At 70.0% G+C, this 25,996-nt stretch carries 25 protein-coding genes; 6 read left to right on the forward strand and 19 right to left on the reverse strand.

Annotated elements, in window-relative coordinates; translation table 11 throughout:
- Both H504_RS42420 and H504_RS0114445 read right to left on the reverse strand, forming a co-directional pair.
- Nucleotides 1-253, reverse strand: a 253-nt coding sequence (locus H504_RS42420) for a transposase (RefSeq protein ID WP_026421858.1), incomplete at its 3' end; no start/stop codon positions are given.
- Nucleotides 254-399: 146 nt separating this feature from the next.
- On the reverse strand, nt 400-1,182 hold the full coding sequence (locus tag H504_RS0114445) for an isocitrate lyase/PEP mutase family protein (RefSeq protein WP_026423355.1): 783 nt from the start codon (nt 1,180-1,182) through the stop codon (nt 400-402).
- A gap of 135 nt (nt 1,183-1,317) precedes the next feature.
- Here H504_RS0114445 and H504_RS41190 point away from each other — a divergent pair, with 135 nt between their 5' ends.
- Nucleotides 1,318-1,569 carry a hypothetical protein gene (locus tag H504_RS41190; protein WP_157440410.1) on the forward strand — a complete coding sequence of 84 codons (252 nt, stop codon included), beginning with the start codon at nt 1,318-1,320 and terminating at the stop codon, nt 1,567-1,569.
- Between the two features lie 734 nt (nt 1,570-2,303).
- On the opposite strand, the gene H504_RS0114460 is transcribed toward H504_RS41190, so the two are convergent.
- A complete protein-coding gene (locus tag H504_RS0114460) occupies nt 2,304-2,816 on the reverse strand; it encodes an RICIN domain-containing protein (RefSeq protein WP_026423356.1) in 513 nt (170 codons plus the stop codon).
- A 77-nt stretch (nt 2,817-2,893) separates the two neighbouring features.
- Nucleotides 2,894-3,676, reverse strand: coding sequence for a hypothetical protein (locus tag H504_RS0114465; protein ID WP_157440411.1), 783 nt, complete (start codon nt 3,674-3,676; stop codon nt 2,894-2,896).
- A gap of 365 nt (nt 3,677-4,041) precedes the next feature.
- Between H504_RS0114465 and H504_RS0114470 the strand changes: the two genes are divergently transcribed.
- Genes H504_RS0114470 through H504_RS35075 form a run of 3 tightly spaced genes read left to right on the forward strand, consistent with a single transcriptional unit; the run spans nt 4,042 to nt 6,821 of the window.
- Complete coding sequence (locus H504_RS0114470) at nt 4,042-4,317, forward strand: acyl carrier protein (RefSeq protein WP_211239321.1); 276 nt, start codon at nt 4,042-4,044, stop codon at nt 4,315-4,317.
- 20 nt (nt 4,318-4,337) lie between these two features.
- Nucleotides 4,338-5,528 (forward strand): beta-ketoacyl-[acyl-carrier-protein] synthase family protein, encoded by a 1,191-nt coding sequence (locus H504_RS0114475; protein ID WP_245614248.1) that lies wholly within the window; start codon nt 4,338-4,340, stop codon nt 5,526-5,528.
- A gap of 21 nt (nt 5,529-5,549) precedes the next feature.
- Entirely contained in the window at nt 5,550-6,821 is a 1,272-nt protein-coding gene (locus H504_RS35075; RefSeq protein ID WP_051385851.1) for a wax ester/triacylglycerol synthase domain-containing protein, read from the forward strand.
- Here H504_RS35075 and H504_RS0114485 read toward each other — a convergent pair.
- From H504_RS0114485 to H504_RS0114530, 10 genes are all read right to left on the reverse strand, one after another.
- On the reverse strand, nt 6,802-7,335 hold the full coding sequence (locus H504_RS0114485) for an RICIN domain-containing protein (RefSeq protein WP_026423360.1): 534 nt from the start codon (nt 7,333-7,335) through the stop codon (nt 6,802-6,804). The two genes, H504_RS35075 and H504_RS0114485, sit on opposite strands and share 20 nt — an antisense overlap.
- Before the next feature lie 172 nt (nt 7,336-7,507).
- Nucleotides 7,508-9,478, reverse strand: coding sequence for an FAD/NAD(P)-binding protein (locus H504_RS0114490; RefSeq protein ID WP_245614249.1), 1,971 nt, complete (start codon nt 9,476-9,478; stop codon nt 7,508-7,510).
- A gap of 58 nt (nt 9,479-9,536) precedes the next feature.
- Nucleotides 9,537-10,976: a sensor histidine kinase gene (locus H504_RS35080; protein WP_157440412.1), complete on the reverse strand. Its 1,440-nt coding sequence runs from the start codon at nt 10,974-10,976 to the stop codon at nt 9,537-9,539.
- Between the two features lie 7 nt (nt 10,977-10,983).
- Nucleotides 10,984-11,673 carry a response regulator transcription factor gene (locus H504_RS0114500; protein WP_035304408.1) on the reverse strand — a complete coding sequence of 230 codons (690 nt, stop codon included), beginning with the start codon at nt 11,671-11,673 and terminating at the stop codon, nt 10,984-10,986.
- A 163-nt stretch (nt 11,674-11,836) separates the two neighbouring features.
- A complete protein-coding gene (locus H504_RS0114505) occupies nt 11,837-12,097 on the reverse strand; it encodes a chorismate mutase (RefSeq protein ID WP_026423363.1) in 261 nt (86 codons plus the stop codon).
- Nucleotides 12,098-12,156: 59 nt separating this feature from the next.
- Entirely contained in the window at nt 12,157-13,131 is a 975-nt protein-coding gene (locus H504_RS35085; protein WP_157440413.1) for a methionyl-tRNA formyltransferase, read from the reverse strand.
- Entirely contained in the window at nt 13,128-14,012 is an 885-nt protein-coding gene (locus H504_RS0114515) for a ThiF family adenylyltransferase (RefSeq protein WP_026423364.1), read from the reverse strand. The genes H504_RS35085 and H504_RS0114515 overlap by 4 nt, the downstream gene beginning before the upstream one ends.
- 233 nt (nt 14,013-14,245) lie before the next feature.
- Complete coding sequence (locus H504_RS35090; protein WP_051385855.1) at nt 14,246-14,977, reverse strand: ArsR/SmtB family transcription factor; 732 nt, start codon at nt 14,975-14,977, stop codon at nt 14,246-14,248.
- Between the two features lie 28 nt (nt 14,978-15,005).
- Nucleotides 15,006-15,440 (reverse strand): RidA family protein, encoded by a 435-nt coding sequence (locus H504_RS0114525; RefSeq protein ID WP_051385857.1) that lies wholly within the window; start codon nt 15,438-15,440, stop codon nt 15,006-15,008.
- Nucleotides 15,437-16,636 (reverse strand): CapA family protein, encoded by a 1,200-nt coding sequence (locus tag H504_RS0114530; RefSeq protein WP_035304398.1) that lies wholly within the window; start codon nt 16,634-16,636, stop codon nt 15,437-15,439. Before H504_RS0114530 ends, H504_RS0114525 begins: the two co-directional genes overlap by 4 nt.
- Nucleotides 16,637-16,868: 232 nt before the next feature.
- Between H504_RS0114530 and H504_RS35095 the strand changes: the two genes are divergently transcribed.
- Entirely contained in the window at nt 16,869-18,317 is a 1,449-nt protein-coding gene (locus tag H504_RS35095) for an MFS transporter (RefSeq protein ID WP_245614251.1), read from the forward strand.
- A gap of 29 nt (nt 18,318-18,346) precedes the next feature.
- On the opposite strand, the gene H504_RS0114540 is transcribed toward H504_RS35095, so the two are convergent.
- A complete protein-coding gene (locus H504_RS0114540) occupies nt 18,347-18,766 on the reverse strand; it encodes a MarR family winged helix-turn-helix transcriptional regulator (protein ID WP_026423367.1) in 420 nt (139 codons plus the stop codon).
- A gap of 56 nt (nt 18,767-18,822) precedes the next feature.
- Here H504_RS0114540 and H504_RS0114545 point away from each other — a divergent pair, with 56 nt between their 5' ends.
- Complete coding sequence (locus H504_RS0114545; protein ID WP_026423368.1) at nt 18,823-19,344, forward strand: DUF6790 family protein; 522 nt, start codon at nt 18,823-18,825, stop codon at nt 19,342-19,344.
- Nucleotides 19,345-19,417: 73 nt separating this feature from the next.
- On the opposite strand, the gene H504_RS38705 is transcribed toward H504_RS0114545, so the two are convergent.
- The 4 genes from H504_RS38705 to H504_RS35105 all read right to left on the reverse strand — a co-directional run bounded on the left by H504_RS38705 (nt 19,418) and on the right by H504_RS35105 (nt 25,972).
- Nucleotides 19,418-20,932, reverse strand: coding sequence for a DUF4365 domain-containing protein (locus H504_RS38705; RefSeq protein WP_211239322.1), 1,515 nt, complete (start codon nt 20,930-20,932; stop codon nt 19,418-19,420).
- Nucleotides 20,933-21,237: 305 nt separating this feature from the next.
- Nucleotides 21,238-21,972 carry a hypothetical protein gene (locus tag H504_RS0114560; protein WP_026423369.1) on the reverse strand — a complete coding sequence of 245 codons (735 nt, stop codon included), beginning with the start codon at nt 21,970-21,972 and terminating at the stop codon, nt 21,238-21,240.
- A gap of 12 nt (nt 21,973-21,984) precedes the next feature.
- On the reverse strand, nt 21,985-22,722 hold the full coding sequence (locus tag H504_RS0114565; RefSeq protein WP_157440414.1) for a hypothetical protein: 738 nt from the start codon (nt 22,720-22,722) through the stop codon (nt 21,985-21,987).
- 238 nt (nt 22,723-22,960) lie between these two features.
- Nucleotides 22,961-25,972: an AfsR/SARP family transcriptional regulator gene (locus H504_RS35105; protein WP_169735394.1), complete on the reverse strand. Its 3,012-nt coding sequence runs from the start codon at nt 25,970-25,972 to the stop codon at nt 22,961-22,963.
- Between the last annotated feature and the right edge of the window lie 24 nt (nt 25,973-25,996).

Genomic DNA, 25,996 nt, shown 5'->3' on the forward strand with positions numbered 1-25,996 from the left:
CCCGCCGCAGGACCTCGTTCTCCTGCTCCAGCAGCGTGATCCGCTTGCGGGCCTCACGCAGCTCGGCCGAGTCGCTGCGACTCACACCTGGTTTGACGCCCTCGTCGGTGTCGGCCTGGCGCAGCCACTTGAACAAGGTCATCGGGTGGACCCCGAAGTCCTTCGCGATCTGCTCGACGGTCACACCGGGCTCACGGTCACGGGCGACCCGCACTACATCGTCGCGGAACTCCTGGGGGTAGGGCTTGGGCACAACGACATCCTCCCAGCTCACCATCACGGCAAGCCAACTCAGATGTCACCTACTCGTGCAGCAGACCCGATTCCATGGTATGCGCGAGATCCCTGCGGAAGCGCCCGCTGGCAGGCCGACCGGGTTGCCGGTTGACCGGTCGTGGGTCAGTTGAGCGGGCGGGTGTCCTCGGGGACGCCGCCGCCTTGGTGGATGGATTCGACCAGTTCTGCCAGGGCGGTGAGGGCGACTCGCTGGGACAGGGGGCCGAAGGATACCCGGGCGACGCCTGCTTTTTCCAGGTCGGCGAGGGGTGGGGTGCCGGGGATGCCGATCAGGGTGAGTCGTTGGGGGCCGAGGGCGTCGACCAGGGCGTTGACCTGGTCGATGGTCAGCCTGCCGGGCACGAAGACTACTGGGGCGCCTGCGTCGAGGTAGGCGCGGCTGCGTTCGATGGCGTCGGCCAGGACTTCGGCGGGGTCGCGGTCGCCTGCTTTGACGAACACGTCGGTGCGGGCGTTGAGGACGAAGTCCGGTACGCCCTCCGCCGCCGCGGCGGCGATGACCGCTGCTACCTGTGCGGCGGCCTCGGTGATCGGTTTGACCTGGTCTTCGAGGTTGGCCCCGACCACGCCCACGGCGATCGCGCGGCGCACTGTGTCGGCGGCGTCGCCGTAGCCGCCTTCGAGGTCGGCGGTTACCGGGAGGTCGGTGGCGTCGACGATGTTCTTGACCTCGGCGATCATCTCCGCCACCGGGATGACCTCACCGTCCGGGTACCCGCGGCTGGCGGCGATCGAGTGGCTTGCGGTGGCCAGGGCCTTCGTCCCCGGGATGTCGGCGACGACCTTGGCGGTGATGGCGTCCCACACGTTCACCACGGTGAGCAGGGCAGGGTCCCGGTGCAAGCGCAGCAACTCCCGCGCACGGTCCGACTGGCTGCTGGACATCGGCATCTCCCCGACTCGACGTGACAGATCAGTAAGAGGGATAGTGGTCGAGATTCCGCGGCCGCGCCAGGGGCGACCACGAGGCCCACATCACGGCCCGTGGTCTATGAGGTGGGAACCGAGAGATCCGTTCGGATGGCAGATGCGAGCCTGGTCGGCAGCAGCGCGGGGGAGCACCGACTCGTACAGGTACCAACTCACCAAGATCCGCCCGTACTGCCCGGCGATCGGGAACATCGCGCTCCCCAAGCCCGACCGCGTTCAACGCCGCCCCACCGCCGCAACACGCTGCTCCGCAGTCAACGAACGCTCCTGCTGTTCACCGACGGACTCATCGACCGGCCCGGCCGCAACTACCTGCGCACCCTCGCCACGAAGATCTCCTGATCCCACCCCCGCCGACGACATCGCCCTCCTGGCCATCCACACCACCTGACCGATCAAAAACCCGGGGCACGGCCGACCACTTGTCGAGCCGAACTGTGCCGGCTCACCGTTGATGTTCACGGCCGGATTCCTGCGAGGCGAGGAAGACGTAGGCCTGGGCCAGTTCGGCGGGCCGGCCGGCCGGCCCAGGGGGGCTTGCGCGTCGAAGGACTCTACTTTGTCCGGAGGGCATGGTGGCCGGGATCAGCGGTGTCCACACCGGACCGGCGCCACCGACTTCACCTGGATCCTGCGGTCGGCCAGATCCAGCGCCAAGCCCTTGGTGGAGTTGACGATCCCGGACTGCCTGCCCATCAGCGCACACCTCGCCGCATCACCGCGAAGTTCGCCACCCAGTGGTGGCGATGGTTGTTCTTCGCCCGAGGCGCGCACGCTCGGCGAGGTGCACTCCGGGGGGTGGACAACCGCATACCCGGACACGGTGGCAGACCGCGTTGCCGATGAAACTGCTGCGCCAGGGCATTGAAGAACATGGCACCGTGTGCATCTGTGGCCGGGAAGACATGCGCGCTCCGCAGGTTTCGACAGGGCAAGGATCGAGTCCGCGGACGCCGAGGAGCCAGTGGTCACCAGGGGAGCTGTGCAGAAGGAGGTACCGGGGTCCGGCAGGGCCCAGGTCGTGCAAGGTCGACGGCTGCAGGCGATCGTGTGGCCAGGCGGCAGTGTGGGACAGGTTATCGCGGTGGTTGTTTGACGGGTAGGAGGTCGAACTTGCCGAGGGGGCCGGGTTCCGAGTAGGGGGCGTTGACGATCCAGTGTTCGCTGCCCTGGCTGATGACGCTGTAGCCGGCGCCGTTGCGCAGTGTCCACGGGGCTTCCGCGCCGCCCAGGAAGGACCAGGTCATGCGGACGTCACTGGGATCGCAGGGCCTGATCGTCAACTTGTTGTCCAGGGGTGGGGATGCGGTGAAGTCGCCGAACAGGCAGCTTTCGCGGGCCCAGTCGTTGCGCAGCAGACTTGTCTCCGGTTCGTAGATCCACCGCTGGGTGTTCTCGTCGTCCCGGCACGCGTCGCCGCGGATGAGGTGCGGCCGCCAGCCCTCCACGGTGAGGCAGACGTCGTTGGCCGTGCTTTTGATCATGAGTTTGCCGGTGGGCACGTCCGCGGTCGAGGCCGATGACGCGGGCGCGAGCATGAACATCAGAGCGGTGACCGCCAGAGCGGCGGCCGTGGTCGACCTGAGCATGACCATCTCCTTCGCAGCAAGACAATGGATGTGTTCGGGTGGTGTCGGACCGGGACGGTGGGACCGGTCGCGGGCGATCACTCCGACGGCCACCTGCTGCCCTTGGGGCCCTGGGTGGTGATGACCTCGTTGCACATGAAGGGGAGGATCTTGAAGAAGACCTCGGCCTGCTTGGTCTCGTACTTCGTGTCGTAGAGGTACACGAGGTAGGTGTCGCCCTTGCGCAACTGGCCGGTCAGCCACTTCTCCTTGGCGAGTTCGTCGCGGACGGTGTCCCTGGTGGCCTTGTCGAGGATGCGGACGCGCAGGTCGGCCGGGGCGTCCGCCGGGATCTCCCACTCGACCCTCGGGGTCTCGTCCCAGTAGGAACACGTGGAGCCTGCGAGATTCGGCGCCCACCCGGTGTTCTGCTTGGGCGGGTCCCCCTGTCCGGTGCCCGGCCAGGCGCTGTCGCGGGGGCCTTGGACGTGGATGGACTCGTTGCACATGAAGGGGAGGATCTTGAACTCCACCTCGGCGCGCTCGGTCTCGTACTTCGTGTCGTAGAGGTAGACCAAGTAGGTGTCGCCCTTGCGCAACTGCCCGGTCAGCCACTTCTCCGACGCGAGCTCGTCGCGGACGGTGTTGTTGCTTCCCTTGGCGAGGATCCGAACCCGGAGATCGGCCGGAGCCCCCTTCGGGATCTCCCACTCGACCCTCGGGGTCTCGTCCCAGTAGGAACACGTGGAATCCTTGAGGTTGGGTGCCCACCCGGTGCTCTCCACCGCGGTGCCTGCCTGGGCGCTCACCGATGGCGTGACCGCTGCGACAAAGGCCGCGGCGAGGACGACGAAGACTTTTCCCGTGAACGGCTTCTTCATGCCCACCATCCTCGGGGGCGCTTTCCACAGCCGCCAGGGAGTTCACCGAAAAGTGCACCATGCATTAATGCGGTACGGCCTGAATTCAGGATATTCCGCACCCGCCCAACAAGTGACTTTCGGTGAACCCGATGTGACCATGTGTCGCAGGCGCCGCAGGACGTCTCGATGATCCGACAAGGAGTGGCGCCGCAATGCGATGAGGGATACTGGTTGTGCAATATGACGACCAAGGCGCCAAGAAATCGCGATGGCGAACTCCTTGCGAACAGACACAGAATTCTCCGACGTCGTCTTGGCGAACGAGGTTCACGCGATTGAGTGAGATCCCGGTCGGTTTCCCGGCCACGCCCAGGGACACGGATATGCTGCTCGACCTCATTGGTGTCACCCTCCGTGCAGCGAGGATTCGCATGTCTTTTGCCGAGTGGAAGCCGGTTCTGGTGTCGATCGGGTTGTCCGAGGACGAGGTGACAGCGGAAGCGACACGAGAGGAAGCCGGGCTGGATTCGCTGGCGTTGATGGAGTTGTCATTGGTGTTGCGGCAGCGGTTCGGGGTGGTGGTCACCGACGAGGAGATGCACGAGGCGACGACGATCGCCGAGGTGGTCGAGTTGATCGACGCCCGCCGGGCCGGGTGATGGCGGCCGGCGAAGTGTGTGTGACCGGGCTCGGGCTGCTCACCGCCGCCGGTGACGGGGTCGCGGCGACGTGGGAGCGGGTGCTGCGGGGCGAGCCGACCGCCGTCGTGGAACACGACCCGGGACCGGTACACCTGGCGTGCCGGGTCGCCGCGTTCGATCAGGCGCGGATCGGCGCGATACGGGCGCGGAAGCCTGACCGCAGCACCGAACTGGCTGTGCTGGCCGCGCGAGAGGCTGTGGCGGACGCGGGTTGGGACACCGCCCGGTGGGATGGTGCCCGTGTCGGGGTGGTGGTCGGCACGAGCAGCGGCAACGCCCACACCCACGAGGTGCAGCACCGGGCGCTGCTCGATGGCGGGCCGCAGGACATGTCACCGTTCGCGGTGCCCAGCACGCTGGGCAACTCGGTGGCCGCGCAACTGTCGATGGACCTGGCCGCCAAGGGCGGCTGCCTGACGGTCAACACCGCCTGCGCCTCCGGGGCCACCGCGCTGGGGGTGGCGCTGGACCTGTTGCGCGCGCACCGCTGTGACGTCGTTGTCGCCGGGGGGACCGACGCTCCGCTGACCCCGTACTACATCGCCGGGCTCGACCGGGTGCGCGCGTTGTCGCAGCGTTTCGACGATCCGGCCGGCGCGCCACGTCCGTTCGACGCCGACCGCGACGGGTTCGTGCTGGCCGAGGGCGCCGGAATGCTGGTACTCGAACGCTCCGACGACGCCCGTGCCCGCGGAGCCCGTCCACGCGCCCGACTTCTCGGCTACGGCGCCGCGTCTGACGCCCACCACGTGGCGCAGCCTTGTCCGGCAGGCAGTGGGTTGACCGCCGCCATCCGCGCGGCGCTGCACGACGCACAGGTGACCGCGGGCGAGGTCGGGTACGTCAACGCTCACGCCACCGGCACGCCGCTGGGTGACCGGATCGAGGCCGCCGTGCTCGCCGAGCTGCTGCCGCACCGGCCCGCGGTGTCCTCGACCAAGGCGGTCACCGGGCACCCGCAAGGCGCGGCCGGGGCGATCGAGGTCGCGCTCACCGTGCTCACTGTCCAAACCGGAACGATGCCGCCCAACGTCAACCTCGACCAAGCCGATGTCGGCGTGGACCTCGACCTGCTCACCCGCCCCCGCACCGGCCCCGTGCCGCTGGCGTTGACCACGTCGGTCGGTTTCGGCGGTCACAACGCCGTCCTCGCCGTCGCCGCCCCCTGATAGTCCACAAAGGATGATCCAGTGCCGCACACGGTCCACCCGTTGTCCGTAGTCGACCGCATCGTGTTCCACATGGTCCGCCAGATCGGCGACCCCGCACTACACCTCGGGCTGCTGATGCGGTTCGACGGCGCGGCACCGTCGCTGACCGAGATCACCGAGCACCTGGCCCCCCGCGTCGCGAACACCCCCGAACTGCGCCACCGGCTCGGCGGCCCCACGCGGCGCCCGCACTGGGAACCAGACCCCGCCTTCGACCTCATCCACCACGTGCACGAACACACCCTGGCAGAACCGAGCGACGACCCCGACCCGATCCTCACCGCCCTACACTGCCTTCCCCTGGACCGCGAACGCCCGCTGTGGGGCGTCTGGCTGATCCGCGGTGTGCACGGCTACGCGCTCTGCTACAGGGCACACCACGCCTTCCAAGACGGCCTCACCGCCATGCGAACCTGCGAAGCCCTCTTCGGCATCCCACGCCCCACCCCGGTGTCCGCCGCGCCGCCCGCTCTCTCACTGCGGGACAAGGCAACATTCCTGCGCGGCGTGGTGATCGAGGACCTGCTGCCGTCACTGCGCCCCAACACCCACTGGTCCGGTTTGGACGAACCGCTGAGCGGGCAGCGGGTCGCGCTCACCACGACCGTCGACCTGCCACGCCTGCACGCCATCGGCCGGGCGACCAACACCACCCTCAACCACATCTGCCTCGCCGCCCTCACCGCGACACTGCGCTCCTGGCACCCCCACGACTGGACACGACCCGGCAGCGGGCTGCGCACCAGCATGGCCATCAACGTTCGCGACCCCCACGAACCACTCCCACTCCTGGGCAACCGCGTCGGCGTCGCCTCCGTCTTCCTCCCCACCGGCGAACCCGAACCACTCCAACGACTCGCCCGCGTCAAAGACGAAGCCGCCTATCGACGCCTCACCGCCACCGGACGCCGCCACCGCTTCCTCTACCGCCACATCCCCTACCGGATCGGCCTGCTCGCCACCACACGCTCAACCAACCCCCGCACCGCGCCCCTCACCCTGGCCGACGTACGACCCCGCGGACCACTCACCTTCGCGGGCACCACCGCCGTCAGCGCCCACATCCTCCCCGTGGCCGTGCCCAACCAGCCCCTGTTCGCCGCCTGGACCACCCACGGCGGCCAACTCCACACCACCTTCCTCATCGACACAGCCCTATCCGGCTACGAACAACTCCCCACCCTGTGGCACAACGCCCTCGACGCCCTTGAACACACCGCACCACCACCCACTACGTCCACAGCGGGATGAAGCTGATCACGTCTTTCGAGTGCGGGAAGACGATGGGACCCTCATTCAGTTCGACATTCCAGAAGTTGTCCCGATTCGGGCTGATGAACCGCTTTCCGGTGGTGACCACGCACCGGAAGTCCCCGTCGCCACCTGTCAGCACCGCCACTGTCCACTGCTGGAGTTCCTTGCCGAAGAGAAGCGACGTGTCGCACTTCTCGAGCATCAACTGACCGCCGTCGGCGGTGACGCACATGCCGAAGTGGTGCGGGTCCCAGCTCACGATGTGCCGCAGGTCGCTGTCGTAGGTCCAGCGCTGGTTCATCTGGTTGGAATCGCACGCGACCCCGACTATCTGGTATTTCTTCACCACGGAGCTCCACGGACCGATGGCCGCGCACTGCTTGATCTCGGTGGCTTGCATCACAAAGGGCTTGCGGGGGAAGTCGTCATCGGCCGATGCGGTCGCGTTGGACGCGACCAGGGAGACGAAGGTCAAACTGACGACCGCGACAGCCTTGGCGAATACAGACATCAGCAATCCTCACGGTTGACCGGCAACGACCGCATGGTAATTCCGCTCGCCGCACGGCCGCACTCGGTGGGCACGATTGGGTGACCGATTGTTGCGCCACCGTGGGTGAACAGGAGTTTGTTCATCTTCTCGGCGGGTTTGTGCCGCCGAGGATGAGGTCGCCATGCCCCGATCAACTCGTGCGGACTCGGGAGCCTGCGAGCAGGCTCGCGCGGGCGACCGAATCCGCGTCGGCGAGGATTACCGAGTTGGCGCCTGGGCGGATGCCAGCGGCGGTGGCCCAGTGGACGGCCTCGGTGGGGATGCCGAAGGCGAAGCGGCGGGGGTGGGGGGTGTGGGTGGCGTCGAGCAGGTGGTAGGGGCGGCGGGTGACGGCCAGGCCGCCGGTTTCGTAGTGGCCGCCGTCGCGGGTGGGGATGTGGTGGAGGGTGCAGGCGCCCCGGGTGAAGAGGGTTTTCAGGAGGGGGTCGGCGGTCCTTCGCAGGTCCGGCTCGGGGATGCGGGCCTCGATGAGGGCCGTGGTGGTGGCGCCCGGCCCTGGGGTCGTGGGGGAGCCGACCAGCCAGCCGCCGGTGTCGGGGTCGGTGGTGACGGTCATGCCGGGGCCGGTGACCGCCAGCACGCCGCTGTCGATCAGGGCGATCATCTCCTCGATCCGGTGCGCGGGCGGGCCGATGGACACGAACGCGTTGAGCGGGGTGTACCAGGCCTGCAGGTCGTCCCGGTAGGAATCGCCGGAGAGGCCGCCGTGGTCGACCACCAGGCGGATCTCGTTGCGCAGGTCACGCAGGACGTCCAGGGCCGCCTTGATCGGGCTGTCGACGTTGCCAGCGCGCGCCTGCCGCAGGTCTTCGTCCAAATAGGACGTCAACCACGCGGCGAAGTCGCCGTCGGGCGGGTGCGGGCGGGCGACGCGCTTCCAGTCCCAGTGCTCCTCGACCGGCACGCCGTTGTCGGCCAGTAGGGCGATCTCCGCGTCGGACGTCTTGTGCACCAACGGATCGCCCGGATGCGGGGTCGGGGCACCTTGTAGGGCAACGTAATCGCGGGAGAACCGGTGTGCTTCGCCCGCGCCGCGGCGGGTGCGGACGAGGGTGCTGTAGTAGGTCACGCGGACCTCGTGGTCGACCAGCGGCCAGACCTCGGCGCGGAAGTCGACCGGCGACCGCCGGGAGCCGAGGTCGGCCAAGACGTCGGCGGTGAGGAACAGCGGGACGTGGCGGCCGTACGGGCCCTTCTGGTTCTCGCCGCGGGCGTGGTACGGGACGCCGCGGCGCGACCCGGCGTACAGGCGCGGTTCGCGGCCGGAGCGGTGGTAGGTGAGGCCCCGGCCCGGCTCGCGCGAGTACGTCCCGCCGCGGCCCACCGTGAGCAGGGTCAGGTAGTCGAAGAAGGTCAAGCCGAGGCCGCGCAGGGTGGTCGGCTGGCCCGCGGCCAGCACGGCGAGATCGGCATCGGCCGGGTTGCCCGGTGCCAGGTAGCACAGCCCGCGGACCCGCGCGTAGTCCGACAGCGCGGCCTCCTCTTCGCTTACCCGCGGCTCCACGTGGCCCTGGGTGAGCACGACCGCGTCGACGCCGGTGAGGCGGGTGCCGCCCGCGAGGGTGACGACCTGGGACCCGTCCGCGGCGTCGGTGACGTCGACGGCCTGCTCCGCGTGCGGCCGCACGGTGAGACCCGCCGGGGCCGTGGCGATCAGGTGCCGCAGCACCCAGGACAGGTACTGCCCGTAGAACGTCCGCGAGGGGTAGGAATCCGGTCCGAGGGCCAGCGCCTCCCGGCGCACGTGGGCCGGAACGGAGTCGGACGCGGTGTCGGGCACCGCGTCCAGGGCCATCAGCCGTGCCCACTCGTACAGGCTCGGTCCCGGCACCACCGGTCCGGCGCACTCCACGGTGTCGTCGGCGAACATGGTCACCTGCGAGCACACCGTGTTCATCAGCAGCTCCGGTGCCTGCCCGACCCGCCACACGCGGCTGCCGTCGAGCACGTGCGGGTCGACGACGTGCACCAGCAGGTCGCGGCCCGAGGCGTTGGCGCGCAGGCGTTCGAGCACCGAGAGCCCCCGCGGGCCGAGGCCGACGATGCAGATCACGGTGGTGGGGTTGGCCATCAGGTCGGCGTCGTCCGTCGGGTTGGTCACGTCCCCGACCCTAGGCGCGGGCACCGCAGCGGCCGGGCAACGCCGGTGCACCACCGGGTCAGGAGTCCGGCAGGTCCGTTCCCCGGCCGCCCCGGCGGCGCGCGCGTCCGCCCCCGACCGCCGGGTCGTCCCAGGACTGCAGTCCCACGACCACGTCGAGCCCGCGGGGCGTGACGTCCTCGAAGGTGAGCGTGCCGCCGACCGAGCCCATCAGCGTCGAGGCGATCGCCAGGCCCAGGCCGGATCCGCTGCGGTCGCCCTGGCCGCCGCCGCGCCAGAACCGCTCGCAGGCCCGCTCCTTGTCCGCCGCGGACATCCCCGGGCCCTGGTCGGCCACGTGCACCGCCACGCCCGTCTCGCCGACCTCCGTGCGGATCCGCACCGTGCTGCCCACCGGGGCGATGTGCAAAGCGTTGTCCAGCAACACGTCCAGCACCTGGTCGAGCACGTCCGGGGCGCACGAGGCCGGTGCGGGCGGCCCGGTCAAGGTGAGCCGCACCCCGAGCCTGCGGGCCGCGGGGCTCCAGAGGTCGACGCGTTCGCCCGCCACGGCGTGCGCGTCCATCCGGACCGGGTGGATCTCCCTGGCCTCGGTCCGCGCCAGCGAGAGCAGCGCGTTGACCAGCCCGGCGAACCGGCGGGCCGCCACGATCGCCCTGTCCAGCTCGCCCCGGCCCGCCGGGTCGACGAACGGTTCGAGGTTCTCCACCCGCAACCGCAGCGCGGTCAACGGGTTGCGCATCTGGTGCGCGGCGTCGGCGACGAAGTTGCGCTGCGCCTGCGACAGCGCCGTCAGCCGATCGGCCATCGTGTTGACGGCGCGGCCGAGCCTGCGGATCTCCGGCGGTCCCGCGTCCACCGGGGCCCGCGTGCGCAGCCTGCCCGCGGCGATCGCCGCCGCGGCCACGTCGAGGCGGCGGATCTGCCAGGCGAGCCCACGGCGCAGCAGGCGACCGGACACCAGCACGCAGGCCAGCAGGGCGAGCGCGCCGCAGGTCAGCAGGGCAAGGCGGACTCGGGCCTGATCGCGCAGGGCGGTGGTCGGCGAGACGGTGACCACGGCGCCGAACACCGCGGCACCCCACCGGACCGGCTCGACGACGACCAGGGGTTCGGCGTCGAAGACACCCGAGTTGTCCGGCGGCACACCGGTCCGCGCGCCCGCCAGCGCCCGCTCCACCTCCCCGTGCCAGCGCGGGTCGAGCCCGGTCAGGCCCGCGGGGACCGAGTCCACGACCGTTCCCCGGGTGTCGAGCAGCAGGATCGCGCCGCCGTTGGCCCGCTGCCGGGCCGACATCGCCTCCCGGGTCGCCGCGGCGTCCTCGTGGCGCACCAGGGTCGGGGCGGCCTGGCCCGCGAGGGCGCCGGTGTCGTCGACCCGGTCGAGGGTGAACCGCTCGAACGCCGCCGTCGACAGGCCCAGCGCGATCGCCGCCGCGAGGGACAGCACCAGCGCGCCGATCAGCACGAGGAGTGCAGGCGTCCAGCGCCGGGGCACCGGGGGCTCAGCCCCGCTCGACGGGCGGGGTGCTCTCGGCGCCGGTGAGCCGGAACCCGACCCCGCGCACGGTCTCGATCCGGTCCGCGCCGCCGAGTTTCGCCCGCAGCGAGCCGATGTGGACGTCGAGGGTGCGGGTGGAGCCGAACCAGTTCTCGTCCCACACCGCGTCGATGATCTCCTCGCGGGTGCGCACCGCGCCGCGGTCGTGGGACAGGAACAGCAGCAGCTCGAACTCCTTGCGGGTCAACGCGAGCTCGACGCCGTCGAGGGTGGCGCGCCGGGTCCGCGCGTCGATCACCAGCCCGGCCACCGGCTCGCCCGCGGTGGTCTCGTCCGACCCGGCGGTGCGCACCCGCCGGGTGACCGCGTCGATGCGGGCCAGCAGTTCCCGGAACCCGTAGGGCTTGATGACGTAGTCGTCGGCGCCGATCCGCAGGCCGAGCACCCGGTCGATCTCCTCGGCTCGGGCGGTGAGCACGATGATCGGGACGTCGGAGGCCGCGCGCAGCCTGCGGCAGACCTCGTAGCCGTCGAGATCGGGCAGGCCGAGGTCGAGCAGGACCAGGTCGGGCGGTTCGGCCCGCAGCGCCTCCCCGCCGGTGGCGACGTGCCGCACGACGTGCCCGTGCCGGGTGAGCCCGGTGACCAGCGGGTCGGCCACGTGGTCGTCGTCTTCCACCAGCAGGATCCGCACGAAGGTCCCCACTTCGTCGTCGTCCGGCCACCACCTCGGGGCGGCGCCGTCCGGGTCCGGTGGCCACTGGTGATGGTACCCAGCCGGGACGGCCGCGCGCTGGCGTTCGCGCCGGCCGTTTCCCGCCTGGACAAGCGTTGTCGGTGCGCCACCGTGACCGGGGTCAGGCCCGTGGGCCGCGGCAGGAGGTCAGGATCGCCGAGGCCAGCGCGGTCCCGGGCTTGCCGAGCTCGCCGCTGTACCGCTTGAGGACGCTGATCTCCCGGGCGTTGTGCAGCCGGGGTTCGCCCGCGTCCACCCGCGCCTGTTGCACGCCCGCGGCGGCCTGCTGCCGCTCGCGGACGAGACGGATGATGGTGCCGTCGATGCTGTCGATCACCTGTCGGCCGCTGTCGACCTTGGTGGTCAGTGTGCTGTCGGTCATGGGTTTCGAGCCTCCAGTGGCGTTCGGAGCAGTGGGGGACAACGGGATCCGGGTGGTGCTCAGCCGCTCGCGCCGAGGTCCAGGGCGTCGAGCAGGGCCGGGACGTTGGTGACCGTCAGGCGCTCCTCTGGCTCGGAGTCGGCCCCCAGCCCGAGGCTGGTGACCGCGAGCCAGCCGTCGGCGGCGCGGATCGCCAGGACGCCGTGGCCGAACACGCGCAGCTCGCCCGGGTCGCCGAGGTCCTCGGCGTGGCCGGGCATCGCCTCCGCGGAGAGCACCCGGAAGGTCGACCCGGAGGAGGTGACCGCGAGCGCGCCGACCTCGGCCGAGCAGGCCCGCACCGTCCGCAGCACCGCCTCGACCGGCTCGTCCCAGTCCAGGGTTCGGTCCTGCGCCCGCGGCTTGCCGAAGTACGTCCGCGCCGCGCCGTCCTGGTCGGTCAGCTCGACCGCCCCGGTGATCAGGGCGGGCAGCACGTCGTCGAGCAACTGCCAGGACGCCTGGAAGTGCAGGTCCATGATGCGCCGGGCGGTCTCGGTGCCGTTGAGCACCACGCGGCGCTGGGCGACCAGCGGGCCGCCGTCGATCTCCGGGGTGGTCCACACCATCGACGTGCCGCCCGCGCGCTCGCCGTTCTTGGCCATCCAGAAGAAGGGCGCGAGCCCCGCGTAGCGCGGCAGCGGACCGGGGTGCAGGTTCACCGTTCCCCGCGCCGGGACGGCGAGCACCGGCTCGCGCAGGATCAGCCGGTAGTTCGCGATCATCAGGTAGTCCGGGGCCAGCTCCCGCAACCGCTCGACCAGCTCGGGGTCGTTGACCTTGGCGGGCCGCAACACCGGGATGCCCGCCGCGGCGGCGGACTCGGCCACGTCGACCGGATCGGGGTCGTCGGCGTAGTACTCGCACAGCACGCCGGGCTCGCGGGTCACCACGGCCACGACCTCGACCCCGGGGTACTCCACCAGCCTGCGCAGCACGGGGGCGCCGAACTTCGAGTTGGTCTCGGTCAGCAGGACGATCCGGGTCGGGGTCACCTGGCCCACCACGCGCGGTCGACCAGCTTGGCCGTCCAGGTCAGCGAGTCGAAGACGGCGTAACCGGGCTGCACGGGCAGTTCGGCCCCGCCGGGGATCCCCATGATGTCCTGGGCGAGCCGCTCGACGAGCACGCCCTCGGCCAGCGGCGGGCAGGCGCCGAAGATCGGCATCTTGCCCAGCTCGACGAACCAGTGGTCGAGCGCGGCCGGGCCGGGGAACTCGGGCAGCTCCGGCATGATCCGCTCCATCAGCCTGCGCACCACCGCCGGGGTCATCTCGGCGTCGGCCGGCAGGTCGTAGACCTCCTCGATCTGCATGGAGTCCTTGGTGTACTTGAAGATGAACGTCGAGTGCGCCACGGTCGGGATCTTGTACATGAACCGGCAGCGCTCGGCCGCGCGGAACGCGCGGTGCAGCGCGTAGCGGTTGGCGATCTGGAAGAACTCCATCTGGTCCATCACGTAGTCGCAGCCGTCGACGAACTCCGCCGCCGACTCCGGGGTGATGCCCTCGGGGAAGACGTCGATGTTGACGTCCCCGGTCAGGTCGTAGGCCATCTCGGCGACCACCTCGGCCTTGTTGCGGCCGATGGTGTCGCGGGCCGCGCCGACCTGGCGCTGCACGTTGGTGAGGTCGAACCGGTCGGGGTCGGCGAGCTTGAGGTTGCGGGCGCCCATCCGGACCAGGCGCAGGGCCACCGCGCCGCCGATGCCGCCGGTGCCGACGACGCCGATCACCGCGTCCCGCAGCAGTTCCTGCCTGCCGCGCTGCTCGGCGGGGGTGGTGCCCAGCCAGCCCAGGTTGCGGTCGACGCGCTCCCAGTAGAACTCGTCGTCGTACTCCCCGCGGTAGAGCTTGCGGTTGACCGTCTGCGTCATGGTGGATCTCCGGGATCTGCTCGGGTGAGCGGGATTCGGTGTGCGCGGCGGCCGTTCTCGTTGTCCGTGACCGCTTCCGTGCCGTCCGTGCCTTCCACCACTGACGCTACGGATCGTCCCCGCAACGGCCGGACAACCCGGCGGCAAGGGAACGTCAGCTACCGCAGCGGGTTTCCCCGTGCTGACCGGAAAACGGCGGTCGCGAAGGGGAATCCTGTTCGGGACCGCCGTACTCAGCCGCCCGCGGGTTCGGCGAGGTCCTCGGCGGGCCGGAACCCGAAGGCGGTGTCCAGTCCGCGTGAACCCTCCGCGCTGATCCGCACGGCCCGGTGGCGTACCGGGGACCGCGTGACCCAGCCCAGGTCGAACAGCCGCGCGGCCAGGGCGGCACCCAGCCCGCCCGCGAGGTGGTGGCGGCGTTCGCTCCAGTCCAGACACGCGCGTGCGAGCGGGCGCCGCGCACCCGCCAGCCGCGAGCACCGCACGCCGAGGGGCGCCCGCGCGTCCCATTCCGCCGCGTCGACGGCGAACCCGTCGTCGGTGCGGCGTAGCAAACCCTGGCGCCACAGGGAATCCGCGAGTCGCACGCCCAGCTCACCGGCCAAGTGGTCGTAGCACATCCGGGCGCCGCCGAGCGCTGCCAACTCGCGTGAGGTGCGCAGCGAGTGCGGCCGCCGGTGCGGGGCGATCACCGCCAGCGCCTCCAGCGCGCCCGCCACGTCGGCGCTCGCCATCCGGTAGTAGGTGTGCCTGCCGCACCGCTCGGTGACCAGCAGGCCCTGCTCGACCAACCGGGACAGGTGCTCGCTGGCCGTGGACCGGGAGATCCCGGCCAGCAGGGCCAGTTCGCTCGCCGGGAGGGCGCGGTCGTCGGTCAGCGCGGTGAGCATGGCCAACCGGGTGCGGTCCCCGAGCAGGCCCGCGACCGCGGCGATGTCGGGTCCAGACGGTCCGGTCCCGGTCACCGCCGCACCCCGTCCACCCGGCCGGACCTCATGGCGGCGGGACGGCCGCGACCGCCTGGACCTCGACCAGCAGGCCCGGCAGCGGCAGCCCGCTGACCGCGACCGTGGTGCTGGCGACGAGCACGTCGCCCAGCAGTCGGGAGCGGATCTCGAAGAACCGCGCGCTGTCGCCCATGTCCACCAGGTAGACCGTCATGGACACCAGGTGCGCCGCGTCCGTCCCGCCCGCCCGCAGCGCGGCGAGCACGTTGGTCAGCGTGCGGGTGGCCTGGTCGTCGAAATCGCCGCTCGGCACCCGGTAGTCGGTGTCGATGCCCATCTGCCCGGCCAGGAACAGCAACCCGCCCGCGGCCACCGCGTGCGCGTAGCCGAACCGGCGCGGGTCGCCCAGACCCGGGACGTCGACGTGCCGGGTGACCGGGTTCAACGGAGTCGGCCCGGTCGTCGGGGTTGGCGGGGTCATCGGGTCGGCTCCGGGGCAGGCACGAGTTGGACGCTGCCCGTGGGCAGTCCCGAGTCGGCGCGCGGCGGCATGACGTTCGTGGCCAGCAACTCCTCGTCGCAGCAGCGCCGCAGGTAGTCGACCACCCTGCGGCCCTCGGGGCTGTCCGGGGCGACGCCGACCGGTTCGTTGGTCTCGTCGATCACCGCCGGGCAGAACCCGGCCGAGACCACGCCCTCGGCGCTCACCCGGATCACCGCGACCCCGGTCATCCGCGAGTCCTCGTGGAAGGGCAGCAGCGGGTATCCCACGCGCGGTCGGATCCGGTACTCGCCGAACCGCCGGTCCAGCGCGAGTTCGGCGGCGGGCGAGGCGGCGCTGAGGTAGCCGTCCTTGGCCAGCCGCTCGGACAGGTTCGGCAGGTCGAACAGGTAGTGCCCCAGCCCGTAGTAGATCGGCTTGCCGCGGTGGAACTCCACGCCGCGCAGCATGTGCTGGTGGTGCCCGAGGACGATGTCCACCCCGGAGTCCACGGCCAGGTGGGCGATGGTGCGCTCGTGGTCGGTGAGCACGAACGGGCGGGTGAAGTCGCCCCAGTGGAAACTCGCCACCAAGACGTCGACCTCGGCCCGAGCGGCCTTGACGTCGCGCACGAACGCGTCGACGTCCTCGGGGAAGGGCTCGGTGCTCACCCGGGGCGCCAGGCCGGGGTTCCACTCGTTGAGCTCCCACGGGGTGTAGCGGCTGTGCGCCCGCAACGGCGCCAACCCCGGTGTGGCGGAACGGGCCTCGTAACCGTGCGGGAAGACCGCGGCGTAGGAGAGGAACCCGACGCGCAGGTCGCCCCGGCGCACGACGGCCACCTCCCGCGCCTCGCGGGCATCGGCACCCGCCCCCGAGGTCGCGATCCCCAGACCGCGCAGGGTGTCGCGGGTGGTGAGCATCGCGGCGTGCCCGCCGTCGACGCTGTGGTTGTTGGCCAGGGACATCACCGAGAAACCGGCGGCGGCCAAGGGGGTGGCGTGGGCGGCCGGGGACACCACGGGGGAACCGCAGCTCGGTGCGCGCTCCCAGACGTCGCTGAAGGTCCCCTCGCAGTTGCCGAAGACGATGTCCCCGGCGGAGAGGACGTCCCGCGCCTTCCGCAGCGCGGAGGCGGGGTCGGCACGATCGATGAACACGTCACCGACGGCGAAGATCGAGATCTCTGCGGCCATGCGCAACACCTTTCACGGGCCGTCCGCGGCCCTCGGCGGGCAGCGGACCGGCCACCTCCGACCCTAGCCCCGGACGCGTCCGGCGCCCGCCGAACAGTGCCCGCGACAGTGCCGCGACCGTGCCCGCGCACCCCGGCCACGGTTCGGCCGTCGCCGGACGCGTCCGGCCCTACCGTTGTGGGTACCCCGCAGACCCCCGGCACCGAACGCTCCCGAGGAGACCTGACCTGTTGTGACAATCCCCGACCAGGACGGGCGCGCGCGGACCGGCGCCCGATCCGGGTTCCTGCCGCTCGCGGCCATCTGCCTGGGCTTCTTCATCGTCATGGTCGACACCACCATCGTCAACGTCGCCCTGCCCGCCATCAGCCACGACTTCGGCGGCGGCGTGGTCCTGCAGCAGTGGGTGGTCGACAGCTACACGCTGGTCTTCGCCGCCCTGCTGCTCAGTGCGGGCGCCGCCGCGGACCGGCTCGGCCCGCGCCGGGTGTTCGAGGCCGGTCTGCTGGCTTTCGCGGTGTTCTCCGCGGCCTGCGCGTTCGCCCCGAACGGCCCGCTGCTGGTGCTCGCCCGCGCCCTGCAGGGCCTCGGCGCCGCCGCGCTGGTGCCCGCCTCGCTCGCCCTGATCAACACCACCTACCACGACCGCGCGGCCCGCGCGAAGGCGATCGGTGTCTGGGGCGGCATGGGCGGCATCGCCGCCGCGGTCGGCCCGGTGGTCGGCGGCGCACTGATCACCCTGGCGGGCTGGCCGTCGGTGTTCCTGGTCAACGTGCCGGTCTCGCTCGCGGCCTACCTGCTCGTGCGGCACGCGGTGCCCAGGTCGGTGCCGAACCCGACCAGAAGCGTCGACGTCACCGGTCAGGTGCTCGCCGTGGTGTCCCTGGTGGTGCTGGTGTACGGCATCATCGAGGGCGGCGGCCCGGCCGGGTGGTCCCCGCGCACGCTCGGGATCGTCGCCGCGGGCCTGGCGCTGGTGGCGGTGTTCCTCGTGGTGGAACACCGCAAGGCGCAGGCGATGCTGCCGACCACCCTGTTCCGCGATCGCGTTTTCTCCGCCGCCGCGGCCACCGGTCTGCTGCTGAACTTCGGCTTCTACGGCCAGTTCTTCGTGCTCACCCTGTACTTCCAGCAGTTGCGCCACTTCTCCCCGCTGACCGCGGGCCTGCTGCTGGTGCCCGAGGCGGTGGGCGCGATCATCGGCTCCCCACTCGGCGGCCGCGCCGCGGCCCGGATCGGCGCCCGGTACACGATGGTCATCGGGCTGACCGCGGGCGCGCTGGGCTTCCTCGCCTTCGTGCTGGTGGACGCGGGCAGCGGCTACGCCCTGATCGTCCCGGCCGCCTTCGCCGCGGGACTGGGCATGGGCTTCGCGATGCCCGCCGCCACCACGGCGGCGATCGAGGCGGCACCCCGCGACCTCGCGGGCCTGGCCTCCGGTGCGGTCAACACCGCCCGCCAACTCGGCAGCGTACTGGGCGTGGCGGTACTGGGCGCCTTGGTCGCGACCGGACTGCCGTTCCTGACCGGCTTCCACCTCGCGGTCGCCGCATCGGCCGTGGTGTTCCTGGCGGGCGCGGCGCTCAACCTGATCGTGCGACCACGCCGCCCGTCCTCGGTGGACGCAGACGGCGAACCCGTTGCCCTCGTGCCGGTTTCGCCGGTACCCGGCCCGAAGTGAGCCATCGATCGCCGCTACGCGCCGTGTTGTCAGTCGGATTCGAGGAGTTCGGCCAGCCGGAGGGTGTCTTTGAGGTAGCGTTCGTAGGGGAAGCCTGCTGCGGCGAGTTCGGTGCGGAGTTCGTCGTAGAGTGGCTTCCCGGCGGTGTGGAAGGCTTTTCGGCCTGCGTCGGTGAGGCGGACCAGTCGTCGTCGGGCGTGGTCGGGGTCGATGGTGATGTGCACCAGGCCGTTGGTTTCGAGTGGTCGCAGGGCCCGGCTGATCGCTGGGTCGGACACGGACAGCGCCTGTGCGAGCCGGTGCTGTGTCGCGGGCTCGATCTCCTCCAACGTTCCCAAAAGTCGTATCTGGCTGTAGGTCAAGCTGTCACGGTCGTCGATGCGCCGCCGGGCCGCCTCGCCCAGCAGCATGACCACGCGGTGCAGCAGATCTGCGAGTCCTTCGTCCACGGCACCACCGTAACACAAGTGTTGACTGGTTAATATTAACCAGGTAAGAATGAGCCATGGACACCTCCTACCTCGCCCAATCCGCCTTTCCCCTGGTCTGGCTCCTGGTGCCCGCCATCGGGGCGTTCGTACGAGCCCGCCGTGCCCGTTCCCCCCAGGAGGCGCTGGAAATCTGGCAGCGCTGGTGGGCGATCGGGGCGCTCGGCTTCGGCAGCCTGTGGATGACGGTCGCGTTCCTCGCCTTCCCGGACGTCATGGCCACCGCGATCGGCTTCAACCGGACGCCCTTCCTGTTCGAGATCGCCTTCGCCAACCTCGGGCTGGCCATCATGGGCTTCCGCGCCGCCTCGGCCACACCGCGCGAGCGCATCACCATCGGCCTCGGCGCAGGCATGTTCCTCTGGGGAGCCGTGGTCGGCCACATCTACCAGTGGTTCGCCAACGGTGACCACGCCCCGGGCAACACCGGCGGAGTCCTCGTCAACGACCTCCTGATCCCGGCAGTCATGATCACCCTCGCCCTGCGATCCCGACGGCTGGCGCCCACACCCCAGCCCACCGTGGAAATCGCCGCCTGACACCGCGGGGGCCGACCTCACCGTGGCGACTCACACCAGCCGCAAGCCTGACGAGGCACGATCCCGTCACACGTCATCGCGGCGAGCAACTCATCCCGTATCGCGTCCGGAATCGTCCGCAGCGCTTGGCTCGGGGACACGCTGCCGCAGCCAAGCCTGCTTGCCTCGGTTTCATTGGACCCCGGTGCGCCAACGCAGGTTCATGACGACGACACGAGGAGAACAGGACGTACGCGGAAGGTTCGACGTCCACAGTCAGTTCGTGCAGGTTCCAGGCGCCGTCCACACCGAAGATGGTGAGGCGATCCACGAACGTATCTGCCAAATTGTCCAGGGACTGCTTGTTGCGCGCCTTCACTGCGGCTTGGGAGACAACTTTCGGACGAACTGTTCCTCTGAGTTCGAAAGCCGATACGCGTTCCCGGTGTGGCGACTTGCGAGTACTCGGTTGGCCGACCCGTGCGTCGAAGCCGTATTCCTCGGTCGGGCGGGGGCATCGCCAGACGATCCGGAACTGGTCGTCGATCGGCAACACGGGTGGTCCTATCACTACGTCTTTGACCAGGTAAAACGTGACGAGTCGGCGGGCCTTGTCCGACATCTTGAGCCACGGCTTCGAGAGCGCTTCGGCATGTGCCACGGCATCCGACTCCAACTCGGCGGCTATGGTGGCGAGGTCGTGGTTGGTCGCGGTTTCGGTGCGGAGTGCCTGGATCGACCGGGCCAACGCATCTGGTTCGACCTGAAGATGGTGTTCGACCCGGTTGGCCACGTAGTTGTCACGTGCGTGGGTGTTGGTGTGAAGCGGTGGATCGTCGGTGGCGGGTTTGCGTGCCCACTGAGCCGCGTCGAGGCAGGCCGCCAGCCATTGTGCCTCGGGTGTGTTCAGTATCGTGGTTCCCACCACGGACATGCCGGGAAGAAGGCCCGGTCGACCATGGGGATGGAAATGCTCGGGGCCGAAGTGCGTCGGATGCCAGTCGAGGTCGCTGTGGAGCAGGGTTGCGAATCCCTCGCCCCAATGTTGCCAGAAGATCATGTCCTCGCCGTGCACATTCACGTAGTGCTGCACGATGTCCGATGTGCCGAACTCGACACCCGCCATATCGCCCAACTGGGCCTGGATGATCCGGTTGCCTCGATAGCGGCTCAGGTAGCCTCTGGCCTCGGCGACGAAGTCCGTGATGGATTCGTCGTCCAACTTCCGGTTCGGGCTGATGGTGATCGTCTTGAGCACCTCGCCGTCGCGCCGCGCCGACAGCAGTTGTTTGGTGGCGTTGGCCCAGTAGAGTCCGTCGGTGTCCGGGTCGTGCACAACGCAGAGCACCGGGATGTTGCCATCGGCCCAGGTGCTGCCGTGGTCACCGATCGGCACGGCGTATCCGTTGGACCTGCGCCACGAGCGGCCGCCTTTGACCTGGATCTTGACCAGGTCGCCGGTGACCTCACCGGCCTCGGTGAACGTGACGTGTTGGTCCTCGCCGAAGTCGTTCTGGCCGTCTACCTCCTGAACGATGTGATTGTGTCGCTCCAGGAGCGTCCGCAGCGCGTTGACCGCCGCACGGCCGGGTTTGCGGGAGTCAGGCACCTTCGGCAAAGCACCCTCCGGATCATGGCGCGCGGCGCCCGGATGGGTGGCCCGCGACAAGTTCAGTATGGCCGGAGGATAGTGGATAGGGTCGTGTGATCCGGGCACCTGGTGAGGTAGGTGTTATGCCGACGTGTACCAGACCACCGGGAGCGGCATGTTCGTAGCGGCGTTGTTCGAGCGGTTTGGCGTGGGTCACGAGGGCCTCCGTTGCCCGGTGCAGACGTCGCGGTCCACGCCGGACCCGGAGGCCCTCGATCTATTCCTAGATCATCTGAGCTGAACCGTTCGCGGCCTCGGTGTGGCTAGCCGAGGAGGCGTGTGTTGTTCCAGCCGCCGCCGATGATGGTGGGGGTCCAGGTGTTGGCGGTTGTGTTGTTCCATTCGACGAGGACGCCGTCGGTGCGGGCGGTGACCAGGCGGGTGGTGTCGATGCCTGCGATGAGGCGGACGTTGTCCCAGTCGGGGCCGACGTAGGCGCCGGACCAGCCGCCCGCGTCGCGGGTGAAACGGTTGGCGTCGCCGGAGTTGGTGATTCCGAAGATTCGGGAGTAGCTGAGTCCGGCGATCAGGCGGTGGTTGCCCCAGACGGGCCAGGTGCCTTGGACGGAATAGGCGTGGTTGCTCGATGGGGACCAGTACTCGGTGAGGACGCCGCCGGAGGTCAGGGCCAGGAAACGGTCGGTTCCGATGCCCGCGAGCTGGGTGACGTTTTCCCAGTTGGGGCTGACGTAGTAGCCCTTCCACTTGCCGTCGGCCGGGTCGACCTTCCAGTCCCACAGCGTGCCGTCCACGCGGATCTGGAGCAGTTGCGTGGTGCTCAGCCCGGCGATCAGTCTCGTGTCGCCCCAGCCGGGGCCGATCAACTGCCGTGTGTAGCCGCCGTTGGTGCCGCGCTGCCAGAACACCAACTCCTCGGTGCCGTTGTGGATCTCGTAGAAGCCCGTGGCGTTCGCCACGGCACCGGCGGGGGTCGGACCCGCGACGCCGAGGGTCGCCAACAGTGTGAGCAGGGCGATGAGTACCTTGCGGAATTTCATGGTGTCTCCGGTTCAGCCGAGCAGCCGGGTGTTGGCCCAGCCGCCGCCGATGGGGGTGCCGATCCAGGGGCCGAGGACGCTCGCCTGGTTCCATTCGACGAAGACGCCGTCGGTGCGGACCACGGCGAAGCGGAAGTCGCTGATGCCCGCGACGAGCCGGACGTTGCCCCAGTTCGGGCCAAGGCCGGCGGTGGCGCTCCAGGTGCCGCTGCCCCAGCCGTAGCTGGCGGCGTTGCCGGAGAAGTCGATCCCGATGAAGGCGCCGCTGCCCCGACCGGCGATCTTGTCCAGGCCCGCGAACCCGGACGCGGTCCGTGGCTGGGTGTAGACGTGGTTGCCCAACGCCGAGAAGTACTCCTTGAGCACCCCGTCGGTGGTCAGCGCGAGGAAGTTGTTCGACCCGAGACCGGTGATCGCCCGGACGTCACTCCAACCGCCGCCGACGAAGTAGCCCTTCCAGCGGTCGTTGTCGGTGTGGTCGACTTTCCAATCCCACAGCGTGTTGTCGTTGCGGACCTGCACGACCTGGTCGGTGCTCAGCGCCGCGATCAGCTTCGTGTCCTGCCACTCTGGCCCGATCAGTTGCGACTGGTAGCTGCCGCTGCTCTTGTCCCAGTGCACCAGTTCGTTGCTCTGGTTGATCTCGAAGAAGCCGGTGTAGTTGTTGCCGGTATAGGCCGTCGCGGGACTCACCAGCCCCAGCGCCGCGACGAAGGTGAGCACGGTGGTGAGCACCATCCGAAGTCTCACGGTTCCTCCTCGTGTGTGAGCCGATCCAGGCGACCGTAGGCCAGACCGCTATCAGCTCGTTCTCACCCGGGTAACACGGGAGTACGCCGGTGGCGCACCACCTGGTTGACTCCACAGTGGACTAAGTCGACCGGTGTGGTATTGCCCCTGGCCGCCGCCGACCAGGCAGCCCTCCCAGATGCCGTCCGTCGGGGTTGACCTTCCAGCCTCAGCGCGCCAGCTCGTTGTCACCTGGGTGTCATCGACCGTCTACACGCGACTCGGTGGCGTCTACTCCTTGAACAACGGCTGCCGCTTGCCGGTGCGGTTCGGCGGTGGCGGGCTCGGCGAGGTCGCTGAGTAGGCGTAGGGCCTGGGCCTCGCCGGGGCGGTGGCCGGTTTCGCGGTGGATGTGGAGTGCTTCGGTTGCCTGGGTTGAGGCGGTCTTGTGGTCGCCCAGGTCGAGGTGGGTGCGGGCGAGTGAGGTCAGGACCCGGCCGCGGCGCACCCGGAGGCCGATCTTGTCGGTGAGGGCCAACGCCTCGTGGCCGAACTCCAGGGCCTCTGTGGGGCGCCCCGCAACCCTGGTGGCGTCGGCCAGTCCGATGAGCGCGCCGACCTCCGCTCGCTGGTATCCCAGGTCGCGAGCTGCTCGGAGGGCGTGCGTGTGGTGCTCGACCGCTGCTTCCGGGTGTCCCTGGCTCAACCGCGCAGCGCCGAGAGTGTTGTGTACCTCGGCCACTTGACGGGGTTGATCGGTCTCCTCGGCCAGACGCAGCGCGGCGCCGGCGCGCTTCAGGGCCTGCTCCACTTCTCCCTGGTCGAGGTGGAGCCGAGCGAGGTTGTCGAGGACCTCGACCTCGGCTTGCAGGGATCGGTTGTCGTGCAACGCTTTGAGCGTTTCCTCGAAGATCGTGCGCGCCTGGTCGATCCGGCCGAGCTCCCGCTGGACGGACCCGAGGTTGACCGACATCGTGATCCTGGTCGAGGTGTTGTCGCACAACGAGAGCGCGCGCTCGTAGCATTCGACGGCCTTGTCCAGCTCGCCTTGGTCCTGCCAACAGCAGGCCAGGTTGTTCAACGTCGCCGCGACCAACTGCTCGTGCCCGGTCCGCCCCGCGATCAGCAGCGCCTGGTCGTAGTGGGTGATCGCGGTGGGGGAGTCGCCCAGGCTTGAGCGCAGGGTTCCCAGGCTCAGGTGCATCGCGGCCGTCGCTTCGTCGTCGCCTGCGATTGTCGCGGCTCGCAACCCTGCTCGCGCCGAGGACTGCCACGCCGTGTGGTCGGACTGGATCCAGAAGTACCCGCGCAGCGCGTCGGTCAACTGCCAGGCGGGGCGGTGTGGGCCCGCGTCGGCGGCGTGGCAGACGATCGAGGCGAGGTTGATCCGCTCACCGTCCAACCAGGACAATGCGCTCCCGCTGTCCGGGAAGGGTTTCTCGGCACGTGGACCATCGAGCCGGTTCATCTCGGGGTAGAGCAGGTCCGCCGCGCGGTGTGCGACGCCGACGTACCAGGTGAGCAGCCTGGGTAGCACGTCGGTGGGGGAGTCCTCGACCTCGGCGCGGCGCGCGGCGTAAAGGCGGAGCAGGTCGTGGTACTGGTAGCGGCCAGGCAGGGCCTGCTGCACCAAATGGCTGGAAGCCAGCTCGCGCAACAGGTACAGCGCGTCGTCCTCGCTGATACCGGCGATGATCGCCGCGTTCTCCGCCGTGATGTCCGGTGTCGGAACCACCCCGCAGAGGCGGAACAGCCGCTGGGCGGCGGGGGAAAGGGCGTCGTAGGACAGGTCGAACGTCGCGCTCACCGCGATGTCGCCGGTGACGGTGAGCGTCCGCAACCGGTCGCGGCGGGACAGCTCGCGCACGTGGTCGGCGATCCTGCCGTCGATGTTGGCCGCCGCGATCCGCAGTGCGAGCGGGAGCGCGCCGCAGAGCCGGATCAACTGGGCCACCGCCTCCGGCTCGGCGTCGACCGCGGCGCCCAGCATCTCGCCGAGCAGGTGCCGCGCCTCGGTGTCGGTCAGCACGCCCACCGACACCACGCGGGCGCCGTGGGTGACCGCGAGGCCGCGCATCTCGTCGCGGCTAGTGATCAGCACCGCGCAACCCGGGCCGGATGGCAGCAGGGACCGGACCTGCTCGGCGTCCGCGGCGTTGTCGAGCACGAGCAGCGTCCGCTTGTCCGCCAACAGGGCCCGCAGCAGGTCGGACTGCGCGTCGACGTCGAGCGGGACGCGTTCCGCTGCCACACCAAGGGTTCTGAGCAGGTGTGCGAGCGCTTGTTCGGCCGTTGTGGACGGACGGGTCGAGTAGCCGTGCAGGTTGAGGAAGAGTCTGCCGTCGGGGAATCGTGCGTGCAGTTGGTGCGCCACGTGCACCGCCAAGGCCGTCTTGCCGACTCCCGGCGGTCCGACGATCGCCACGATCGGCATCGCGTTTCCTTTTGGCACCAACAGGTTCACGGTGCGCTCTAGCAGGTCTTCCCGGCCGACGAAGTCCCGTAGGTCTGGTGGGAGCCGCACCCGTTGCGGCACGGGGTGGTCGGTCGCGGTGCCGTCGAGCATGTCCTCGAACAGCCGCCGCAGTTCGGGGCCCGGGTCGACGCCGAGTTGGTCGGCGAGCACTTCCCGGACCTGGTGGTAGGCGGCCATCGCCTCACCAGCGCGGCCCGTCGCGAGCAGCGCCCGCACCAGCAGGGTCCACAACCGTTCCCGCAGCGGGTGCTCCGCGGTCAGCGTCCGCAACTCGCCGACGACCTCGTGCCCGCCCGCCGTGATGTCCAGTTCCAGCCGCCGCTCCACCGCCGCCAGCCGCAACTCCCACAGCCGTGGCGCGACCCGCTCCCGCACCGGCTCGATGTCGACGTCCGCCAGCGGCTCCCCCCGCCACAGCCGCTCCGCCGACCGCAGCAATCCGACCGCCACATCCGGTTCGGCGTCGCCTGCCTCGCCGATCGCCCGCTCGAAGTCCGTCACGTCGACCGGCGCGACCAGCCGGTACCCGTCCGCGGTGGTCAGGATCGAGTCGGCGCCCATCAGCCTGCGCAGGCGCATCACGTAGACCTGCACGGTATGCCGCGGGTTGGCGGGCGCGTCCTCGTCCCACAGCCACCCGACCAGCTCATCGGTCGACACCGACTCGTTCGCCCGAGCAGCCAACGCCGCGAGCACCGCCCGCGGCTTACCCGCCCCCACCCCCACGACGGCGCCATCGACCACGACCTCGACCGGCCCCAACACCCGGACCAGGACATCCGCTTGTCCAGTCATCCCCCCACCCCCGACCCCCATCCA

The sequence above is a fragment of the Actinokineospora inagensis DSM 44258 genome, from assembly GCF_000482865.1.
Classification (GTDB): domain Bacteria; phylum Actinomycetota; class Actinomycetes; order Mycobacteriales; family Pseudonocardiaceae; genus Actinokineospora; species Actinokineospora inagensis.